This is a genomic window from Ascidiimonas aurantiaca (genome assembly GCF_037646345.1).
Lineage (GTDB): Bacteria > Bacteroidota > Bacteroidia > Flavobacteriales > Flavobacteriaceae > Ascidiimonas > Ascidiimonas aurantiaca.
This window is the reverse complement of sequence record NZ_JBBEWR010000013.1, coordinates 32,866-52,129: the sequence shown is the minus strand read 5'-3', so window position 1 is coordinate 52,129 and position 19,264 is coordinate 32,866. Positions and strand designations below refer to the sequence as shown.

General features: G+C 39.1%; 19 protein-coding genes. 16 read left to right on the top strand and 3 right to left on the bottom strand.

All coding sequences use genetic code 11. The features are described 5' to 3' along the window. Positions 1-87: 87 nt before the first annotated feature. Positions 88-810 carry a class I SAM-dependent methyltransferase gene (locus tag WAO84_RS13500; protein WP_340066445.1) on the top strand — a complete coding sequence of 241 codons (723 nt, stop codon included), beginning with the start codon at positions 88-90 and terminating at the stop codon, positions 808-810. On the opposite strand, the gene WAO84_RS13495 is transcribed toward WAO84_RS13500, so the two are convergent. Then, positions 802-1,461 (bottom strand): aspartate kinase, encoded by a 660-nt coding sequence (locus tag WAO84_RS13495; RefSeq protein ID WP_340066444.1) that lies wholly within the window; start codon positions 1,459-1,461, stop codon positions 802-804. The genes WAO84_RS13500 and WAO84_RS13495 overlap by 9 nt on opposite strands. Before the next feature lie 63 nt (positions 1,462-1,524). Next, a complete protein-coding gene (locus WAO84_RS13490; protein WP_340066442.1) occupies positions 1,525-1,884 on the bottom strand; it encodes a YraN family protein in 360 nt (119 codons plus the stop codon). Positions 1,885-2,095: 211 nt separating this feature from the next. On the opposite strand from WAO84_RS13490, the gene WAO84_RS13485 reads away from it, so the two are divergent. The 4 genes from WAO84_RS13485 (at position 2,096) to WAO84_RS13470 (ending at position 8,412) form a co-directional block, all read left to right on the top strand. Next, positions 2,096-3,565 (top strand): DUF1800 domain-containing protein, encoded by a 1,470-nt coding sequence (locus WAO84_RS13485; protein WP_340066440.1) that lies wholly within the window; start codon positions 2,096-2,098, stop codon positions 3,563-3,565. A 7-nt stretch (positions 3,566-3,572) separates the two neighbouring features. Continuing rightward, on the top strand, positions 3,573-5,186 hold the full coding sequence (locus WAO84_RS13480; protein WP_340066438.1) for a DUF1501 domain-containing protein: 1,614 nt from the start codon (positions 3,573-3,575) through the stop codon (positions 5,184-5,186). A 97-nt stretch (positions 5,187-5,283) separates the two neighbouring features. Then, complete coding sequence (metG, locus tag WAO84_RS13475) at positions 5,284-7,380, top strand: methionine--tRNA ligase (RefSeq protein ID WP_340066436.1); 2,097 nt, start codon at positions 5,284-5,286, stop codon at positions 7,378-7,380. A gap of 129 nt (positions 7,381-7,509) precedes the next feature. Further along, positions 7,510-8,412: a histone deacetylase family protein gene (locus WAO84_RS13470; protein WP_340066434.1), complete on the top strand. Its 903-nt coding sequence runs from the start codon at positions 7,510-7,512 to the stop codon at positions 8,410-8,412. A gap of 40 nt (positions 8,413-8,452) precedes the next feature. Here the strand turns inward: WAO84_RS13470 and WAO84_RS13465 are convergent, their stop codons facing one another. After that, the gene (locus tag WAO84_RS13465) at positions 8,453-8,902 is read right to left on the bottom strand and encodes a hypothetical protein (RefSeq protein ID WP_340066432.1); all 450 of its coding nucleotides are present in this window, start codon (positions 8,900-8,902) and stop codon (positions 8,453-8,455) included. Between the two features lie 464 nt (positions 8,903-9,366). Here WAO84_RS13465 and WAO84_RS13460 point away from each other — a divergent pair, with 464 nt between their 5' ends. From WAO84_RS13460 to hypD, 11 genes are all read left to right on the top strand, one after another. Then, positions 9,367-10,326: an NADH-quinone oxidoreductase subunit B family protein gene (locus WAO84_RS13460; protein WP_340066430.1), complete on the top strand. Its 960-nt coding sequence runs from the start codon at positions 9,367-9,369 to the stop codon at positions 10,324-10,326. Between the two features lie 15 nt (positions 10,327-10,341). Next, on the top strand, positions 10,342-11,937 hold the full coding sequence (locus WAO84_RS13455) for a nickel-dependent hydrogenase large subunit (protein ID WP_340066428.1): 1,596 nt from the start codon (positions 10,342-10,344) through the stop codon (positions 11,935-11,937). Positions 11,938-12,042: 105 nt separating this feature from the next. Next, positions 12,043-12,519, top strand: a complete 477-nt coding sequence (locus WAO84_RS13450) for a hydrogenase maturation protease (protein ID WP_340066426.1) — start codon at positions 12,043-12,045, stop codon at positions 12,517-12,519. Continuing rightward, a complete protein-coding gene (locus tag WAO84_RS13445; protein ID WP_340066424.1) occupies positions 12,519-12,830 on the top strand; it encodes a hypothetical protein in 312 nt (103 codons plus the stop codon). Before WAO84_RS13450 ends, WAO84_RS13445 begins: the two co-directional genes overlap by 1 nt. Beyond that, on the top strand, positions 12,827-13,087 hold the full coding sequence (locus tag WAO84_RS13440; protein ID WP_340066422.1) for a hypothetical protein: 261 nt from the start codon (positions 12,827-12,829) through the stop codon (positions 13,085-13,087). Before WAO84_RS13445 ends, WAO84_RS13440 begins: the two co-directional genes overlap by 4 nt. After that, a complete protein-coding gene (locus tag WAO84_RS13435) occupies positions 13,062-14,540 on the top strand; it encodes a hypothetical protein (RefSeq protein ID WP_340066420.1) in 1,479 nt (492 codons plus the stop codon). The genes WAO84_RS13440 and WAO84_RS13435 overlap by 26 nt, the downstream gene beginning before the upstream one ends. Position 14,541: 1 nt before the next feature. Continuing rightward, positions 14,542-14,889 carry a hydrogenase maturation nickel metallochaperone HypA/HybF gene (locus WAO84_RS13430; protein ID WP_340066418.1) on the top strand — a complete coding sequence of 116 codons (348 nt, stop codon included), beginning with the start codon at positions 14,542-14,544 and terminating at the stop codon, positions 14,887-14,889. 6 nt (positions 14,890-14,895) lie between these two features. Beyond that, positions 14,896-15,597 (top strand): hydrogenase nickel incorporation protein HypB, encoded by a 702-nt coding sequence (hypB, locus tag WAO84_RS13425; RefSeq protein ID WP_340066416.1) that lies wholly within the window; start codon positions 14,896-14,898, stop codon positions 15,595-15,597. A gap of 11 nt (positions 15,598-15,608) precedes the next feature. Further along, positions 15,609-17,867 carry a carbamoyltransferase HypF gene (gene hypF, locus WAO84_RS13420; RefSeq protein WP_340066415.1) on the top strand — a complete coding sequence of 753 codons (2,259 nt, stop codon included), beginning with the start codon at positions 15,609-15,611 and terminating at the stop codon, positions 17,865-17,867. A 5-nt stretch (positions 17,868-17,872) separates the two neighbouring features. After that, positions 17,873-18,154: a HypC/HybG/HupF family hydrogenase formation chaperone gene (locus tag WAO84_RS13415; protein ID WP_340066414.1), complete on the top strand. Its 282-nt coding sequence runs from the start codon at positions 17,873-17,875 to the stop codon at positions 18,152-18,154. After that, positions 18,151-19,245, top strand: a complete 1,095-nt coding sequence (hypD, locus tag WAO84_RS13410) for a hydrogenase formation protein HypD (protein WP_340066412.1) — start codon at positions 18,151-18,153, stop codon at positions 19,243-19,245. Before WAO84_RS13415 ends, hypD begins: the two co-directional genes overlap by 4 nt. The last annotated feature ends 19 nt before the right edge of the window (positions 19,246-19,264 follow it).

Sequence of the window (19,264 nt, the reverse complement as noted above, 5' to 3'; positions counted from 1 at the left end):
CCCCGGGCAAACCAAACTTTAACAAATATTTCTTTTAATCCATACGGCATTCTTTCTCATTTAAGGTATCTTTAAATATTCCTTGTAATGATGGATAATCGTATTTATACTGCAGCTTTTGTTTCAAACCTGTTCAATCAAATGAGTGGGTCTTACGAGCGTATGAATACTCTAACCTCATTTGGCTTTTACCCCTTATGGCGGCAACAGGCCGTAAAAAAAATTGCCTTAAAGCCTGGAGACCATGTAGCAGACCTCATGACCGGTATTGGCGAATGCTGGAGTGCCATCTTGAAAAAAATTGGTCCGGAGGGCTGTCTTACTGCCCTTGACTTTTCCGAAGGTATGCTGGCAAAAGCACAAAAACGCTCATTAAAATACTCAAGTTATCAAATACACATACTACAGGAAAGTGTTTTTAATAACTCCATTCCTGATAGCTCACAAGATGCTGTTATTTGTGCCTACGGTATGAAAACCTTTACACATGAACAAATACGTGATTTCTCGAAAGAAGTACACCGCATTTTAAAACCCGGTGGCAGCTTTAGCCTTGTAGATGTATCACTGCCAAAGCCTCGTTCAATGAGGGCTCTTTACCTGTTTTACATTTCAAAAGTAATCCCATTCTTAAGCCGCCTTTTCACAACAAGTGAAGAAAGTTATAAAATGTTGGGTATTTATTCCAAAAACTTTCAAAACGCACAAAAAACAGCACTTTTATTTAAAGAAAGTGGACTCAAAGTATCGTACTGCGAATATTTTTTTGGCTGTGCAACCGGGATCTACGGGCAAAGACCTTTAAATTGACTTCAGGTCTTTTATCACCTTAAAAGCTTTATCAATCTGCTCTTCACTAACCAGGATCGTGAACTCATACGTAGTAGAGATCACTTCATAGATGTTTACCCCCTCCCATGATAGCCTTTGAAAAATAAAGTAATAAATACCGGGAATAGAAACATTTTCCTTGGGAAGTTTAACAGTTATAGATGACAGGTTTTCTATTCTTTCAATAAGCGTTTCGTTCCTGAAAACCTCTTCCACATCTTTTGCAATGTTATTACTCACCACAATAGTAGTCTCATTTACCCCCCGGGACGATGTGTAAAATGCATTTTTGTTTTCCTGTATCTTGGTAATAAGCAGCGCCATGTTATGCAAAAGCGTATCAGAAACCTTAAAAGTATAATCATTTAGAGAAGAGCGTACAGTTATTTCTCCAATGTTCTTAAGTGTTTTGACAATTTTATGCGTGGCTCTGAATTCCAGATCATCTGATAATCTTTTTAACGCCATGACCACTGCGCCATTACGAACTTCTTTTCCTAATTGGCCTTCTATATCATCCTTAATTATCCGGGAAAGAGACGTAAGGTTAATAATACCCTGGGAAAGGGCACTTTGTAAAAAAGGTTTCGACTTAATATACACCTCAACAACAGAAGAAATTGTTTTCATCTCATATGATCTTTGATGCAAAAATAACACATTTTGTTTCAAATACAACAATTAGTTGCCATATTAAAAATGATAAAAAGCATTTTCCAGATGCTCTATCGCCAGTTTTTCTTTGTTTTTCATTACCGCTATGATGTCAAAACGAACTTCTTTATCTACCTCTTTAGTTTGCATATATTCATGCATGGCTTTGACTAGTTGCTGTACTTTTTTTCTTGTTACAAACTCCTGAGGGTTCCCAAAATAAGAACTACTTCGCGCCTTGACCTCAACACAAACTATATAATCATCATTTTCTGCAATGATATCTATCTCAGCCTTTCCAAAATAATAATTACGTTCCCGTATGTTATATTCTTTCTTCATTAAATATTTACAGGCAGCTTCTTCAGCCTGTTTACCAAATTCAAAATGTTTTGCCATATGGTCAGGTTAAATACGTTTTATGGGAAACCTTGCTCCCACATTCAAAATATGATCCAAGCCGGCTGGTTTGATCGTATATACTTAAATGCCCCAACATCACCATAAACTAAAATACGATTTTAGGGTAGATAAACGTTAAAAAGATAACCATACTGTAAAAAACTAATTTTTAATATCTTAGTCAACCAAAAACATTGCCCAAAATCTTATGGAACTATTTGTCAACTGCAACACCGCTTCTCTTGACCCGTATATTCCTTCTTCGGAAAACCCCTGGAATGAAGCCAAAGTACACCACCTTTATCGAAGAATAGGTTTTAGTGCTTCTGTCTCAAAGATCAATGAGGGCTTGGGAAAAACACCTGCCAACCTCGTAGATGAGCTTATTGATGAAGCCATAAATATGGCTCCAACCCCGGCTCCCGAATGGGGTACCTGGTCTCTTACAGATTACCCTGAAGATAATGACCTGAGAAATGAAATGGTAAACCTGCAAAAAGAAAGCTGGGCTCTTACCTACACTCAAAATATGTTGTCTAATAACCTAAGGGACCGTCTTAGTTTTTTCTGGAGTAATCACTTTGTGACCGAATTAAACATTTATGATGCCCCTTCCTATCTCTACGGATACATACACAATTTACAGGTTCATGCCATTGGCAATTTTAAAACCTTCGTAAGTGAAGTAGGACTTACCAGTGCTATGTTACGTTATCTGGATGGGAACCGAAACCGGAGGAACCGACCCAATGAAAACTATGCCCGTGAACTTTTTGAACTGTTCACCCTGGGTGAAGGTATTGGTTATACGGAAGAAGATATTGTAGAAACGTCTAAAGCCCTTACGGGATATGTGCAAAGCGTCATAGAAGACGACCGTTGGAGCGGTTATCTCTTTGACGAGGCCCAGTTTGATCCCGGACCTAAAACCATATTTGGCCGAACCGGAAACTGGGGATACAACGATGTGATAGATATTCTTTTTGAAGAAAGAGCAAATGAAATAGCACATTTTATCTGTTCAAAACTCTATAAGTTTTTTGTACATCCTGAGCCTCAGGAACCCATTATAAATGCTATGGCTACCACCTTTATAGATGCCAACTGGGAACTCGCTCCCGTTTTAAGGCAACTTTTTAAAAGTGAACACTTTTTTCACGATGAATCCATAGGCGTTATTATAAAGAGTCCCTTTGATGTGGCACTTAATTTCATTAATGAAACTTCCCTGGGGTATGATGATGAACTGATGGAAGGGATGATCTATTTTTGCAGCCTTATCGGGCAGCGCTTGTTTGACCCGGTTGATGTGGCCGGCTGGCAACGTAACCGCAACTGGATAAACGCCAATGCACTTATAGGCCGATGGTCTATTTTAGAATGGTACCTGTTTAGTAACTGGGATAGAGATCAGGAACAATTTCGCACTTTTGGCGTTTCACTTGCAGGTACTTCTTCAGACCCTTATTATGTAGCACGTGTAATTATTGATACACTGGTACCCAAAGGCCTGCTTACCGAAGATGATTACAAAATTGCCGGTGATGTTTTTAAAAGTGATGTACCTGATAATTATTATGATGATGGTTCGTGGAACCTGTACTGGGACAGCGGGCCTTATCAAGTATTCTTACTTTTACAACACATTAGCAAAGAACCCGAATTTCAACTAAAATAGCCCCACCATGTGCGATATTCACCCTAAAAAATTAACAAAGGAAGAAAGACACGATCTGGAACACACGTTTTGGAGTAGGCGGTCCTTTTTACAGGCCCTGGGTATTACCGGTGCCGGTACCATGATGATAGGTAACAATCTTATGAGTGCCTCATCATTGTCTCCTCTTTCTATGGCCATTAACAATGCAGAAACCGATAATATTCTCGTACTCATAAGGCTTAATGGTGGTAATGACGGTCTTAATACCATTGTACCCCTTAATCAGTTTGATGTGTATGCCAACAATCGCCCTTCCATATACATTCCTGAAAGTAAAGTAATTAACCTTACCGATGAGTTTGGTATGGCCGGATATATGAAGAACCTGGAACCTCTATGGGGAGAAGGTGCCATGAAAGTAGTGCATGGCGTTGGCTATCCCGAACAAAACCTGTCGCATTTTACTTCATCAGATATTTGGGCCTCTACAGAACACCTTACCCGTTTACGAACCGGGTGGATGGGTCGTTATTTTGAAGATATTTATCCCGATTATCTGGTAACGCCTCCGGAAACTCCGGCAGCTATACAAATTGGAAGTTTTGGGAACCTCATTTTTGAAGGAACGCAAACCAACTATGCTTTTGTTACGGCCAATCCTAATCAATTAGAACGTATCGCTCAACAGGGGCAGGTATATCCCGTAGAAAATATGCCCGATTGTATGTATGGAGATCAGTTGCGTTTCCTGAGAGGCACCACCAATACCACTTATAAATACGCAGGTGTTATTCACGATGCCTATGAACGCGGAAGAAATGATGTAGAATATGACGACAATAATTTTGCCAAGCAACTGGCCATTCTGGCACGCCTCATTAAAGGAAATCTCGGTACCCGAGTGTACATGGTAAGTTTAAACGGTTTTGACACACATGCCAATCAGCCTATAAACCACGAGCGTCTTATGTCAAGATTATCCCTCGCAGTAAAGCATTTTTATGAAGACCTCGGTTTTGCAAGTATGCAATCAAAAGTGCTTGGTATGACCTTCTCAGAATTTGGACGCAGGATCTTTGAAAATGGCTCTTTAGGGACCGACCACGGCGCTGCAGCCCCTACCCTCTTTTTTGGCCCCGCACTTAACGGTAACGGGTTTATAGGAGAACACCCAGATCTTTCCGATCCGGATCGTGGCAACCTCCGTTTCACTACCGACTTTAGAGATCTGTATGCTACCGTCATGAATAAATGGTTATGTATAGACCAGCAAATGGTTGAAGAGTATTTACTGGGAAGGCCCATGCAAAATATAGAAATTGGCTTTGATTGTAACGGGGTTACCAACCCTCCCGAGCCTCCGGTTCTGGTAGAGGGTTTTGAACATCGTCCCGTTTACGAAGAAAACAGAGAACCTTCAGTGTACCTTGAAGTACCAGAGGCAGGCCTTATCGATATACAATTATATAATATTCTGGGGCAACGCATAGGAACTGTGAAAAATGAAATAATGACAGAGGGTACCTATACCATCCCTATTAAAGATAATATAGCCACGCGATTATCCACAGGTCAATACATTTATCGTATAGACTACAAAAATCGTAAATACAGTAAATCAGTCCTTATACGGTCATAAGCAGTAAAACCTCCCGGTTACAGAAGTCTTTTTTATTTACAACATGCTCCACTCGCTATGTCAAAATCTGTATTTTTGCACAGCTAAGTGAAAACCCATGTCAGAAACAATTGAAAAGTCTGCTGAAAATACGCAAAGATATACCATAACGGCCGCATTGCCTTATACCAATGGACCCATTCATATAGGCCACCTGGCAGGTGTGTACATTCCCGCCGACATTTATGCAAGATACCTTAGAGGTATTGGCTGTGATGTATTATATATATGTGGCAGTGATGAGCATGGTGTGGCTATTCCCATGAGAGCTAAAAAAGAAGGTGTCTCGCCCAGAGAAATTATAGATAAGTACCATGGCATTATCAAAAAATCGTTTGAAGATTTTGGTATTTCTTTTGATAATTATTCCCGTACCTCGGCACCTGTTCATCATAAAACCGCCTCAGACTTTTTCAAAAAAATGTATGATGCCGGTAAGTTTACAGAAGAAGTAACCGAACAACTGTATGATGAAGAGGCCCAACAATTTCTTGCAGATCGCTTCGTTACAGGTACCTGCCCCGTTTGTGGTAATGAAGAAGCCTATGGAGATCAATGTGAACGTTGCGGTAGTTCATTAAATGCTACCGATCTCATTCATCCCAAATCTGTACTTTCAGGGAGTAAACCTTCATTAAAGCAAACAAAACACTGGTTCCTTCCGCTGGATCAATACAATGATTTTATAAAGACATGGATACTTGACGGACATAAAAATGACTGGAAACCTAATGTATATGGGCAGGTTAAAAGCTGGGTAGATGACGGCCTTAAGCCCAGAGCCGTTACCCGTGACCTTGATTGGGGCATTCCCGTTCCCGTAGAAGGAGCCGAAGGAAAAGTACTCTATGTATGGTTTGATGCCCCCATAGGCTATATTTCCTCTACCAAAGAATGGGCACAAAGAGAAGGAAAAGACTGGGAACCCTACTGGAAAGATCAAAACACAAAGCTTATTCACTTTATAGGTAAGGACAATATTGTTTTTCACTGTATCATTTTTCCCGCCATGCTAAAAGCTGAGGGCAGTTATATACTCCCTCAAAACGTACCCGCCAATGAATTCCTCAATCTGGAAGGCAACAAATTATCTACTTCCAAAAACTGGGCCGTCTGGCTGCATGAGTACCTGGAAGAATTTCCCGGCCAGCAGGACGTGTTGCGTTATACACTAACAGCAAACGCGCCGGAAACCAAAGACAACGATTTTACCTGGAAAGATTTTCAGGCGCGCAACAACAATGAATTGGTTGCCATTTTCGGGAATTTTATCAATCGTGTGGGCGTACTAACCCAGAAATATTACAACGGGGTCATACCCAAACCTGCATCTTTTTCAGAAATTGATAATCAAACACTCCGGCAACTACAAGCCTTTCCCGAGATAATAGGCAGATCTGTAGAGAGGTTTCGGTTTCGTGAGGCCAGCCAAGAACTTATGAACCTCGCCAGGCTCGGGAACAAATACCTGGCAGATGAAGAACCCTGGAAAAAGATCAAAACAGATGAAGAAAGAGTAAAAACTATTATGTTTACCGCACTGCAAATAGCCGCAGGACTCGCCGTACTTAGTGAACCTTTTTTACCGTTTACTTCTCAAAAATTAAAAAACATCCTGGCATTTCAGGACCTGGAAACCGGAACACCTCAATGGACAGATGTAACACATGCAAAATTCCTGTTACCACCTTATCACAGCATTGGAAAAAGTGAACTGTTGTTCTCCAAAATAGAAGATCTGCAAATTCAGGCACAACTTGATAAACTCGAAGCCACTAAAAAGGCCAATGAAACCTCAGAATCTATGCATATTGAACCTCAGAAAGAAACCATTTCTTTTGACGATTTCACCAAAATAGACCTGCGAATCGGTACCGTACTTGAAGCGCAAAAAGTACCCAAAGCCAATAAACTGCTCATGATCAAAGTAGATACCGGACTGGATACCCGCACCATAGTATCCGGTATTGCAGAGCACTTTACCCCCGAAGAAATAGTAGGTAAAAAAGTGACCGTTCTGGTCAATCTGGCTCCCAGAAAGTTACGGGGTGTGGTAAGTGAAGGCATGCTTTTACTTACTGAGAACAGTGAAGGTAAACTGGTTTTTGTGAATCCTGATGAAGAAGGCGTTGAAAACGGTACGGCCATTAACTAACACACTCTTACGAAAACCTTTTTAAACAGGAGTCATATTTGTATATGGTTTTTATGATAAAAAAAGAAAAGACCCATACCCTGATGACGTTTTAAAAGTAAGTATCTTTATTTAGCATTTATAATTTATATGCTTAAAATTGCGTACCACCCTTTATATAAACATCCCCTGCCGGAAAAGCATCGCTTTCCCATGCTTAAATACGAGTTGCTGCCCAGGCAACTGCTACATGAAGGCACCTGTACCAAAGAAAATTTCTTCTCCCCCGAGATTCCTGACGATGCCCATGTTTTAAGAGCACATACTCTTACCTATTATCAAAACCTTAAACAACTACAGTTAAGTGCGAGAGAGGCTCGTAAAATAGGGTTTCCGCTTTCAAAAGAACTTATTGAAAGAGAATTGCGTATTGCTAACGGAACCCTAAAGGGCTGTGAATACGCATTACAATACGGCATTTCCATGAACATTGCAGGTGGAACGCACCATGCGTATTCCAATCGTGGAGAAGCTTTCTGTTTGCTGAATGATCAGGCCATTGGAGCCTGCTATCTTCAATATCGAAAACAGGCTAAAAAAATCCTGATTGTAGATCTGGATGTGCACCAGGGAAACGGCACCGCCGAAATATTTGCAAATAATACTGCTGTATTTACCTTTTCCATGCATGGAAAAAGCAATTATCCTTTTAAAAAAGAAAAGAGCGATCTGGACATTGCTCTCCCCGATAAAACCGGGGATGATGAATACCTGTCTCTACTCAAAAAGACGCTTACCCAACTTATTGCCCGGCATATGCCTGATTTTATTTTTTATCTCTCCGGAGTAGATATACTTGAAAATGATAAACTGGGAAAACTGGCTTTAAGTATGGAAGGCTGTATGCATAGAGATGAAATTGTACTGGAAACCTGCAAAAAGCTTGAAATACCCGTACAATGCAGTATGGGAGGCGGCTACTCACCTGATATTAAAACCATTGTTGAAGCACACGCAAATACCTACAGACTGGCAACCGATATCTATTTTTAAAAAACCGGCTGTGAAGCCGGTTTTTAATAGAGTAGTTATCTTATAAACCAATACGAATAGCAGGCGTTCCTAATCTCACACGAGCCCTTACCCCATGCGTTGCGGGATAGCGCCTTCCATACCCATGATAACCGTGATAGTAAAAAGAAGCATGTTCATAGTAAAAAGCACTATGGTGGCAATGTGCATCACAGTGTTCTATATGCTCTCTGTATGCTGCGCGCTTTCCTCTCATATACGCTCTGTATGCTTTTCGATCCCGTTTTTTTAAATTCTTTTCATAAGCCTTTTGTTCTTTCCAGAACTTATCTTCTTCCTCCTCACTTTTGGCACTAAAACGTTGTTCAAAAGCTGCGTCTTCCCGTGCTCTGTTTTCATAGTAAGATGTTTTATCCTGAGGAGATGGTTCTTCAGCACTTTGTGCGAATACCGCGGGAGACCAGAATAAAATGAAAAGCAAAATACCAGTAATACTTGTTAACTTCATCATAGTTTCAGTTTTTATGGTTCCTTTACAATAAAACAGGCTAAAAGGTCAAAACCCTACCCTTCCCGTTTTATAAAAAAGAAAAAAACTCTTAAATAAAAGAAGCCTCTGCATTTAAAACCGTATCATGACTTCCCTGGATATCAACCGTTCGAGAATACACTGCTTTCATTTTCTTTAGTTTCGTGACTGCAGGAATGTAATTTCTTTTCTAAGGTCATGTAAGTTTTGTTAATAGATGTTTTTCTTTAATAAACACCGTTTTCTTAAATGTCATTTTCAAGTGGCGCAAATAATAAAAATTAGCTTTTTCAGAATGAAAAATTATAATTTAATATGTTTTCAACTCTTGAAATCACAAAATTTTATTTTTTTAACTTCTTTTTTACTTTTTTAATATTTTTTATTTGTTCAAACTCTCCTTTTTTAGTAGCTTAAACCCTTAATTCTTTAAACTCAACCACATTATGGCAAATGTTTTATGGCTACAAGGAGGTGCCTGTAGCGGGAATACCATGTCTTTTCTCAACGCTGAAGAACCTACCGTAGTAGAGTTGATCACTGACTTTGGGCTAAACATTCTTTGGCATCCAACAACAGGGTTACAAATTGGTGATCAGGTGCAGGATTTACTAAAGGATATTCTCGACGGAAAAGTTCAAATGGATATTTTGGTTTACGAGGGCTCCTTAGTGCAGGGCCCAAACGGAACGGGAACGATGAATTATTTTGCCGACAGACCCATGATGGACTGGATTAAGGAATTATCTGAAGTTGCCGGTTACGTAGTTGCTATTGGAGACTGCGCCACATGGGGCGGTATCCCTGCAGTGCCACCCAACCCAAGTGAATCTACCGGACTGCAATTCCACAAAAAGGAAAAAGGCGGTTTTTTGGGAGAAAACTATATTTCAAAAGGAGGTTTGCCTGTAATAAACATTCCTGGTTGTCCTGCACACCCTGATTGGATTACTCAGATTCTGGTAGCTATTGCGGTTGGACGTATCGGGGATGTGGTTATTGATGATTATCACAGGCCAAAAACATTCTTTACCAATTTTGTACAGGACGGCTGTACCAACGTAACCAATTTTGCTCAAAAAGTAGATGGAAACTTTGGCAAACGCGGAGGATGCCTGTTTTACGAAGTAGGCTGTCGCGGGCCAATGACACGTGCCAGTTGTAATAATATATTGTGGAATCGCCAATCGAGCAAAACACGAACCAACCACCCATGCCTGGGATGTACAGAACCCGGTTTTCCTCATCACGATCTTAAAAAAGGAAGCGTATTTAAAACCATGAAGTATTTAGGTGTGTTGCCTAAAGAAGTACCGCATGGCAGAACCAAACTAGCCTACTATATGGAAGCAGGTTTCCAGAAAGTAATGCCCAAAAATAAGCGTATAATGGAAACTTCCAAATAATATAAACACAAGATAATGTCAGTAAAAGAATTAAATATTTCCCCCGTAGGGCGTGTTGAAGGCGATTTAGATGTAAAGGTTTATATTGATAACGGTAAAGTCACAAGAGCACATACTCAAGCTGCCATGTTTAGGGGTTTTGAACAAATCATGGCTGGTAAGGACCCTCAATCGGGTTTAATAGTAACACCTCGTATTTGTGGTATTTGCGGAGGTTCGCATTTATATTGTGCGTCTTCTGCTTTAGATACTGCCTGGGGCACCAAATTATCACCCAATGCCTTATTACTTAGAGCTATAGGCCAGGCTACAGAGACCCTGCAGAGTATTCCACGTTGGTTTTATGCCATTTTTGCAACAGATATGGCCAATAAAAAATATGCCAGCCAGCCTTTATATAAAGAAGTGGTAAAACGATGGTCTGCTTACGTGGGAGAAACTTTTCAAATAGGTTTAACAGCAAGTGGGCTTCCGGTTCAAATTTATTCACTATTTGGCGGGCAATGGCCTCATTCAAGTTATATGGTGCCTGGTGGGGTAATGTGTGCTCCTACCTTAAAAGATATTACACGTGCACATGCCATATTAACACAGTTTAAAAACGACTGGTTAGAACCTGTGTGGCTAGGCTGTACTATTGAACGTTATCTCGAGATCAAGTCATGGGAAGACATGTTAGCATGGCTGGAAGAAAGTGATGCTCACAAAAACAGTGACCTGGGTTTATATATCAGAGCAGGATTAGAATTTGGTTTAGATAATTTTGGCAAAGGCGTTGGCAAATTCATAGCATTTGGCACATACCTGCATAAAGATATGTATAACCATCCAACCATTGAAGGCCGCAATAAGGCTTTGATAAGTTCAAGCGGATTTTTTGATGGTGAAAACTGGCATGAGTTTGATCACTTAAAAGTAAGTGAAGACGTAAAACATTCCTGGTATGGAAACCAGGAAGACGGTCTGCATCCCTGGGATGAACCCATACCAACTCCCGTTAAATCACAACCATTACATCATTCAGACTTTGATGGAAAATACAGTTGGTCAAAAGCACCTCGTTATGACGGGCAGGTGGTCGAAGCAGGCCCCATGGCACGTTGTATCATGAATGGTAACCCCAATAATTTAGATCATCAAATTAGAGACCCGTTTTTTATTGACGCTTACAGAAAACTGGGCGGTGCAAGTGTGTTCACCCGTGTTTTAGCACGAATGCATGAGGCCCCCAGACTGTATAAATTAGTTGGTCAATGGTTATCTGAAATTGATTTAGACGGAGAATTCTATATCAAACCCATCGAAAAAGACGGTAAAGGTTTTGGAGCAACCGAAGCTGCCCGTGGCGCATTAGCACATTGGATTGAAGTTGAAAACGGCGTCATTAAAAACTATCAGGTACTAGCGCCCACCACCTGGAACGTAGGGCCAAATGACGGAAATGACAATTCAGGGCCCATTGAAGCTGCGCTTCTTGGAACCAATATTGAAGATCTCAACGATCCTGTAGAAGTAGGTATGGTAGCACGCTCGTTTGACTCGTGTTTAGTATGTACAGTACATGCACACGATGAGAAAAGCGGCATTGAATTATCCAAATTCAAATTATAAGTTCACAAAGAAATTAAAAAAACTGAGTATATATTTTAAGGCCTGCTGTCTCTTATTAGCCAGCGGGTCTTGCTTTTCCAAAAGGCAAAAAAAGAATAAAAAAGTATGAAAACGGCCGTTATGGGGTTTGGAAATCCGGTTCGAAGTGATGATGCCATAGGTATTTATGTCATTGAGCAACTAAAAAAAAGCATTAGAGATAACCAGAATATAAGCATTTTCGATATGGGAACTGCTGCCTTTGAAGTACTATTCGGGTTGAAAGGACACCAAAAAATAATTTTAGTCGATGCCGTAATTAATTCCGGCGAACCCGCAGGTACCTTATTTAAACTACCGGCAGAAGAAGTGATGCGTGCACCACAAGATGACCCTATGGTTTTCTTGCACGGCATGAAATGGGATCAGGCATTATCATATGCCAAAAAGATATTACAGGATGAGTATCCTAATGATATTCAGGTATATTTAATTGCTGTTGAAAACACAAGGTTAGAGATAGAGTTAAGCAAAGAAGTACAAGATGCAGGCGATAAAGTGGTACAATATGTTTTAGATGATTTGCATATTTCTGTAAACTGATGATATCACTAAAGTCCTCACATATTTATATCGAAAATGAGTTAGTAAAAACCGTATTTGGTAATATTCATTACGCCTATGCAGTTTACAATACCGAACAGGAACTTTTGTTAGTAACCCCGGTATCAAGCCAATGGTTTATAAAAATGTATGAAAATCCGGTGCAGTTTTTATTAAAGGAGCGCAATTTAAAAGGCGACAAAACATTGGCTATTCATGAGATCTTGATTGATAATGATCTGGCTTTTTTTGACAGAGAGTTAGAATTTGAGCTCATTGAAAAAACAAGCCTGCTAAAAATTAAAATATGACCTTATCTAAAGACGATACCTGGTTACTAAATGCAGAAGTACAAAGCAAAGTTGAGTACATAAAAGGGCGTTGGCTCGTATCGTTGATCTTTATTGACACTAAAGACCCTAATCGCATACTCATTAGAGAGATTGGAGATTATCGCTCAGAGCGGCTTGCAGAAATTGCAGCCTTACACATGAAAAATGCCGCAGCAAAAGATACTCGCGGAACCCAAAAAGTAGATAAAAATGCTTACAATTTTAACAACAACTGATCATCAACCGGAAGTTGAAAGTACCATAGCATCGGTAAACCGATTGCATGAACTGGTTACCCTTGTTACTAATGACGGAGATATACAACAGGCTTCAAAGTTGATCATTGTTGATAATAACACCATTAAAAAGTCATTAGACTGGCATGATACAGAACCCCCCTATCTCATTCCGCCGGTAATTTTTTCAGAATATCACTTACTGGCAATTATATTTTATAGTTTGGGAAATCATCAGGAAGCATTTGAATATGTTCCCCAAACCAGCATACTCTATAAAAACCTGCTTGCCGCAACAAACATTCGATTTGGATATGAAATTAACCAGGAACTTTATGAAAACATATCCGTAAAACACAATAAATGTGTGATACATCACTATGGAAGTATTGCCAATCGCTGGTCATTAGAGCAACTGGAGAAAAACTATGAAGACGCTATAAAAACTGCTGAAAATGATGAATTAAAAATATTTACTGCTAAACATTACATCAATTTATTAATGGATGTTCAAAAGTTTTCAAAAGCAGAGGCCCTGATCCATTCATTACTGAACAACGCAATTTCAGAAGAGGCTAAAAATGCATTGAATGTACAACTGGCAACCGCTATGATGCAGCAATTGCAAATTCCTTTTGATACCAAAAAGCTGGAAACCATTCAGGATCTATTTCAAAAAAGTATTGCATTCTATGACAAACATCAACTATATGTAAATTCTGGGTTGTTACTGATTGATGCTTCCGAAATTGCAAATTATCAGAAGGATTTTGTCACATCTAAAGATCTCATTAACAGAGCACTTCTAATTTTTAAAGAAGAAGATGTACCAGAGTTTTTAGGCGAAGCGGGGTTACGCAAAGCAACCTTATTATACACCTGGAGCAAAAACGGACATGCGCAATATTACAAACCTGCCATTAATGCTTTTCAGGATACCTTAAAAGTGTTTAAACGGGATACACATCCGCAAAAATTTGCAGATATACACCATAATATGGCATTGATTTATTCTGAAATCCCCGTTTCAGCAGAAGAAAAACCTATGTGGACCGCTTTTTGTGCGTCATCCTTTAAAGAAGCACTGGCATTTTACACAAAAGACAAATATCCCTATGAAAATGCTATGATAAGCCATAACTATGCCACAGCTTTAATTAATTTTCCTGAAGCGAGATTACACAACAATCTGCACAAAGCTTTAAGGTTATTTGAAAATGCATTACAGGTTAGAACAGCAGAGCAATATCCATTTGAGCGCGCCTCCACCTTGATCAATCAGTTAGAATTGTATTGGTTACTGCATAACGAAACACATGATGACGAAGCCCAACGTCTTGATGAAATGCGCCATAAAATAAACGAAGTAAAAACGTTGGTTGAGGATATCGGTATGTTAGAAAAAGTAGCGTTTCACGAAGCCAAATTACAATCTTTAAAAACGATATTATAAAATGCACGAAACATCAATAGTAAACAGCATCATACGCACTTTAGAGATGGAGTTTGAAGAAGAAAAGCTTCAAAAAATGAAAGCGATCCATCTTAAAGTAGGCATTTTATCTAATATAGAACCCAGATTGTTGCATAATGCTTACAGTGCCTATAATTATTGTGGTTCAAAATATCATAATGTAGCATTACATATCGTATCAACCGATATAAAAATTCAATGCGAGATCTGTAATCACATTACCAAAGTAGAAAACTATCGGTTTCTCTGCGAAAACTGTGAACGTCCCAGTAAAAATATCATTCAGGGCGAAGAAATGTTAATACATAAAGTAGAATTTGAAGACTAAAAAGTTATGAGTGTAGAAAAATCAACAAAAGCGGCCCGTGGCACAGCACAATGCGAGAACACCAATATCAACTTATTGAAAGCCAATGATTTTGTGGCTGATATTATCCGCAAAGAAATGGTAAAAACCAAAACCCTTTTAGTGAATATTACCTCTTCTGCAGGAAGTGGAAAAACCACACTGATGCAAAAAACAGCCGAAAAACTAAAAAATAAACTCACCATGGCTGTTATGGTTGGCGATCTGGAAACCGAGCGTGATGCCGACCGTATTCGTGAAGCAGGCATTTTTGCATTACAAATCGTAACGGGAGGCATTTGCCATTTGGAGGCCCAAATGGTACATCAGGTACTGGATAAGTTCGATTTGGAAAATATTGATTTGTTATTTATAGAAAATGTAGGGAACCTGGTATGTCCTGCCTCTTTCGATCTAGGCGAAGATTATCGGGTTACGCTTATGGCAACTACCGAAGGAGACGATAAACCCAAAAAATATCCGCGCATGTTCCTTACCAGTGATATGATGCTGGTGTCGAAAGCCGATTTGTTGCCCTATTTGCCCTTTTCAGTAGAAGCGGTAACAAAAGATGCCCGTGAGGTTAATCATGAGCTAGAAGTAATACAAATTTCTTCCCTAACAGAAGAAGGTATTAATACATGGTGTGACTGGTTACTTGAAAAAGTAAAACAGAAGCAACTGGGTTAGAGGTTTTCCTGGTGAGTTTAACTTTTAAAATACAAATCAAAGGGCGAGTTCAGGGGGTAGGGTTTCGTCCTTTTGTTTTTAATCTCGCCATTAAAAATACGCTAAAGGGAACCGTCTCAAATAACGAAGAGGGCGTTGTTGTTTTTTGCAATACTTCCAAAAAATATGCAACAAAGTTTTTAAAAGAAATTATTGAAAAGAAACCAAAAATAGCCATAATAACTGCATATTCAATAGTAGAGGCCCCTTTTACTCAATACAATGATTTTTCAATTATTCCTACCAAAAGGCATGCTCAAATCAATATCCCGTTAACACCCGATTTCGCCATTTGCCAGTCATGCAAAATTGAGATTTCTGATCTAAGAAACAGACGTCATGCGTATGCTTTTACTACCTGTGTACATTGTGGTCCGCGTTATGCCATCACACAAAAATTCCCATTTGAAAGAACCCACACCTCCATGCACAATTTTACCATGTGTGCGGTATGCAAAAAAGAATATACCACCGCAGGTGACAAACGTTTTCATTCACAAACCAATTCATGTGCTTCCTGCGGGATACGAATGGAACTGACAAATCATATTGGCGAATCAGTTACCGTAAACCAACAGGAAATCATAAATAAAGCGGCACAATTTCTTTCCGAAGGAAAAATTCTTGCCATAAAAAACACCAGCGGCTATGTATTATGCTGCGATGCTTACAGTACTAAAGCGATCCACGAATTAAGATCGAGAAAAAAACGTCCCAACAAACCATTTGCCGTACTATATCCAACTTTAAAAACGATTAAAGAAGAGTTTGACCTAAGTGAACATGAAAGTAAAGCACTGCAATCTGTAGTAGCACCCATAGTGATCCTAAAAAATACAATAAGAACACAGATCGCTACCCCTGCGATCGCACCCAACTTAAACCAAACAGGTGTAATGCTTCCGTCTTCTGCTCTTTTGGAGTGTATTATGCAAAAACTACAAAAGCCTGTTGTCGCTACAAGTGGAAACATACACAGTTCACCAATTACATCTAAAAAAGAAGAGGCAGCAGAAAAATTAATGGCGATTGCTGATTATTTCCTGCACCACAATCTCGATATTCAATTCCCGCAAGACGACTCCGTAGTAAAATTTGTTAATAACAGGCAACTTATCTTAAGGCGTTCAAGAGGCCTGGCCCCCAATTACATGTATAGAAAGAAAAGCTCAAAAGAACCTGTTTTAGCTATGGGTGCACATTTAAAAAGTACATTTACGTTTGTACCCAATAGCCAGACATACGTAAGTCAGTACTTTGGAACTTTAGATAATTATGATGTGCTGGAGCGTTACAAAACCACCATTGAACAATACATAGATGTGTTTGAAACCATACCAAAGACCATACTTATTGACAAACATTCTCAATACCAAAGCAGCATTTTAGGTAATGAATTAGCCAAAGAAAAAAATGCTAAAATGTATGCAATACAACATCATAAAGCACATTTCGCAAGTGTTTTAGGAGAACATGATCTGTTTGACTCTAACGAAAAAGTATTAGGTGTTGTTTGGGATGGAACAGGGCTCGGAGATGATAATACCATTTGGGGGGGTGAGTTTTTTATTTACCATAAAAATAAAATAGAGCGATTGGCACACTTTGATCATTACGACTGGCTGGCTAATGAAAAAATGGCAAAAGAACCCCGGTTAGCATTGTTTAGCCTTTTAAATACGAAACATAGAGATATTATAAAAAATAAGTTTTTAGAAACAGAGTGGAATATTTATTCAAAAACCATTAAAAACAACACATTAAAAACATCGTCTGTTGGCAGATTATTTGACGCCGCGGCATCTGCATTAGATATTGTAGATATAAATACTTTTGAGGCAGAAGCAGCCATGCAACTCGAAAACTGTGCCGGCAGATATTCCGGAAGTAATTATATAGATCTTCTACAAAAAACCACCTACGTAAACATTCCGTCAAAACAGCTTATTCATACTATTGTAAAGGCATATCAGGAGGGATTCAGTAAGGAACAACTGGCCTATAGCTTTATTTATACACTGGCAAAGTGCATTATAAAAATGGCCAAAGAAAATCATGTAAAGATCATTGCTTCCAGCGGGGGTGTTTTTCAAAACGCTTTGTTAGTTTCCATTTTACGCCAGATGGCTAAAAAAGAAAGAATTAGTTTAAAATTAAATCGTAAATTGTCTGTTAATGATGAGAATATATCATTTGGGCAATTGATGTATTATAATCATATCAAAAACTAAAAACTATGTGTTTAGCAGTTCCTGGTAAAATAAAAAGTATTGAATTACAACATAATGGCATGGTAAAAATGGCAAAAGTATCTTTTGGAGGTATCACTAAGGAGGCCAGTTTGGAGATCTTACCAGATGCTGCCGTAGGTGATTATGTATTGGTACATGTAGGCGTAGCTATTAGTAAAGTAAATGAAGAAGAAGCCAAAAAAACCTTTGAATATTTAGAAGAAATTGGAGAGTTGGGGGAGTTAGAAGATGTTGACGAGTATCTCCCTAAAAAAGGAGAAATATGAAGTACATGAGCGAATACAGAGATCCTGAATTAGCTAAAAAGTATCTCGAAGAAATAGAAAGAATTGTTACACAGCCCTGGTCTATTATGGAGGTTTGTGGCGGGCAGACACATAGTCTGGTCAAAAATGGTATCATTGATATGTTACCAAAAGAAGTAACCATGATCCATGGCCCGGGGTGCCCCGTTTGTGTAACCCCTGTTAACTTAATTGATAAGGCCATTCATTTAGCTTTAAATGAAGATGTAATTTTGTGTTCTTTCGGCGATATGCTTCGCGTACCAGGTTCAAAAATTAGCCTGCTGGAAGCAAAAGCAAAGGGTGCCGATATACGTATTCTTTATTCACCTCTGGAAGCAGTTAAAATTGCAGAAGTGCATCCCGACAGAGAAGTGGTGTTTTTTGCAGTAGGTTTTGAGACTACAGCTCCGGCAAATGCCTTATCGGTTGTTCATGCACATAGAAAAGGCCTGACCAACTATTCTATTTTAGCATCACATGTGCTGGTCCCGCCGGCAATTAAAGCTGTAATTGATGATGATCAAAGTAAAATAGATGGTTTTTTGGCAGCCGGTCATGTCTGTACTATCATGGGGAACTCCGAGTATCATCCGCTTTCCGCAACGTATCAAGTTCCTATTGTAGTTACCGGTTTTGAACCTCTGGACGTTTTACAGGGTATTCTAATGGTAATCCATCAATTGGAAGCAGGCAAAGCCCAAGTTGAAAATCAATATTCAAGAATTGTAAAAGAAAATGGTAATACCGAAGCACAAAAAATGATATTTGAGGTCTTTGAAATTAAAAATCAATTTTGGAGAGGGATTGGGGAAATCCCGGAAAGTGGCTATGCAGTAAAAGAGAAATACGCTTCTTTTGATGCTAATAAAAAATTTAATATTACCATTCAAGAAGCACCCGAGCACCCGGATTGCATATCCGGGCAGATTATGAAAGGTATTAAAAAGCCTTTTGAATGTTCTCAGTTTGGTAAAAAATGCAAACCATCATTTCCGCTGGGAGCTCCCATGGTAAGTAGTGAAGGGGCCTGTGCTGCTTATTATCATTTTTCAGGTTTGGTTGAAGCATAATCCATCTTAAACAGTTATA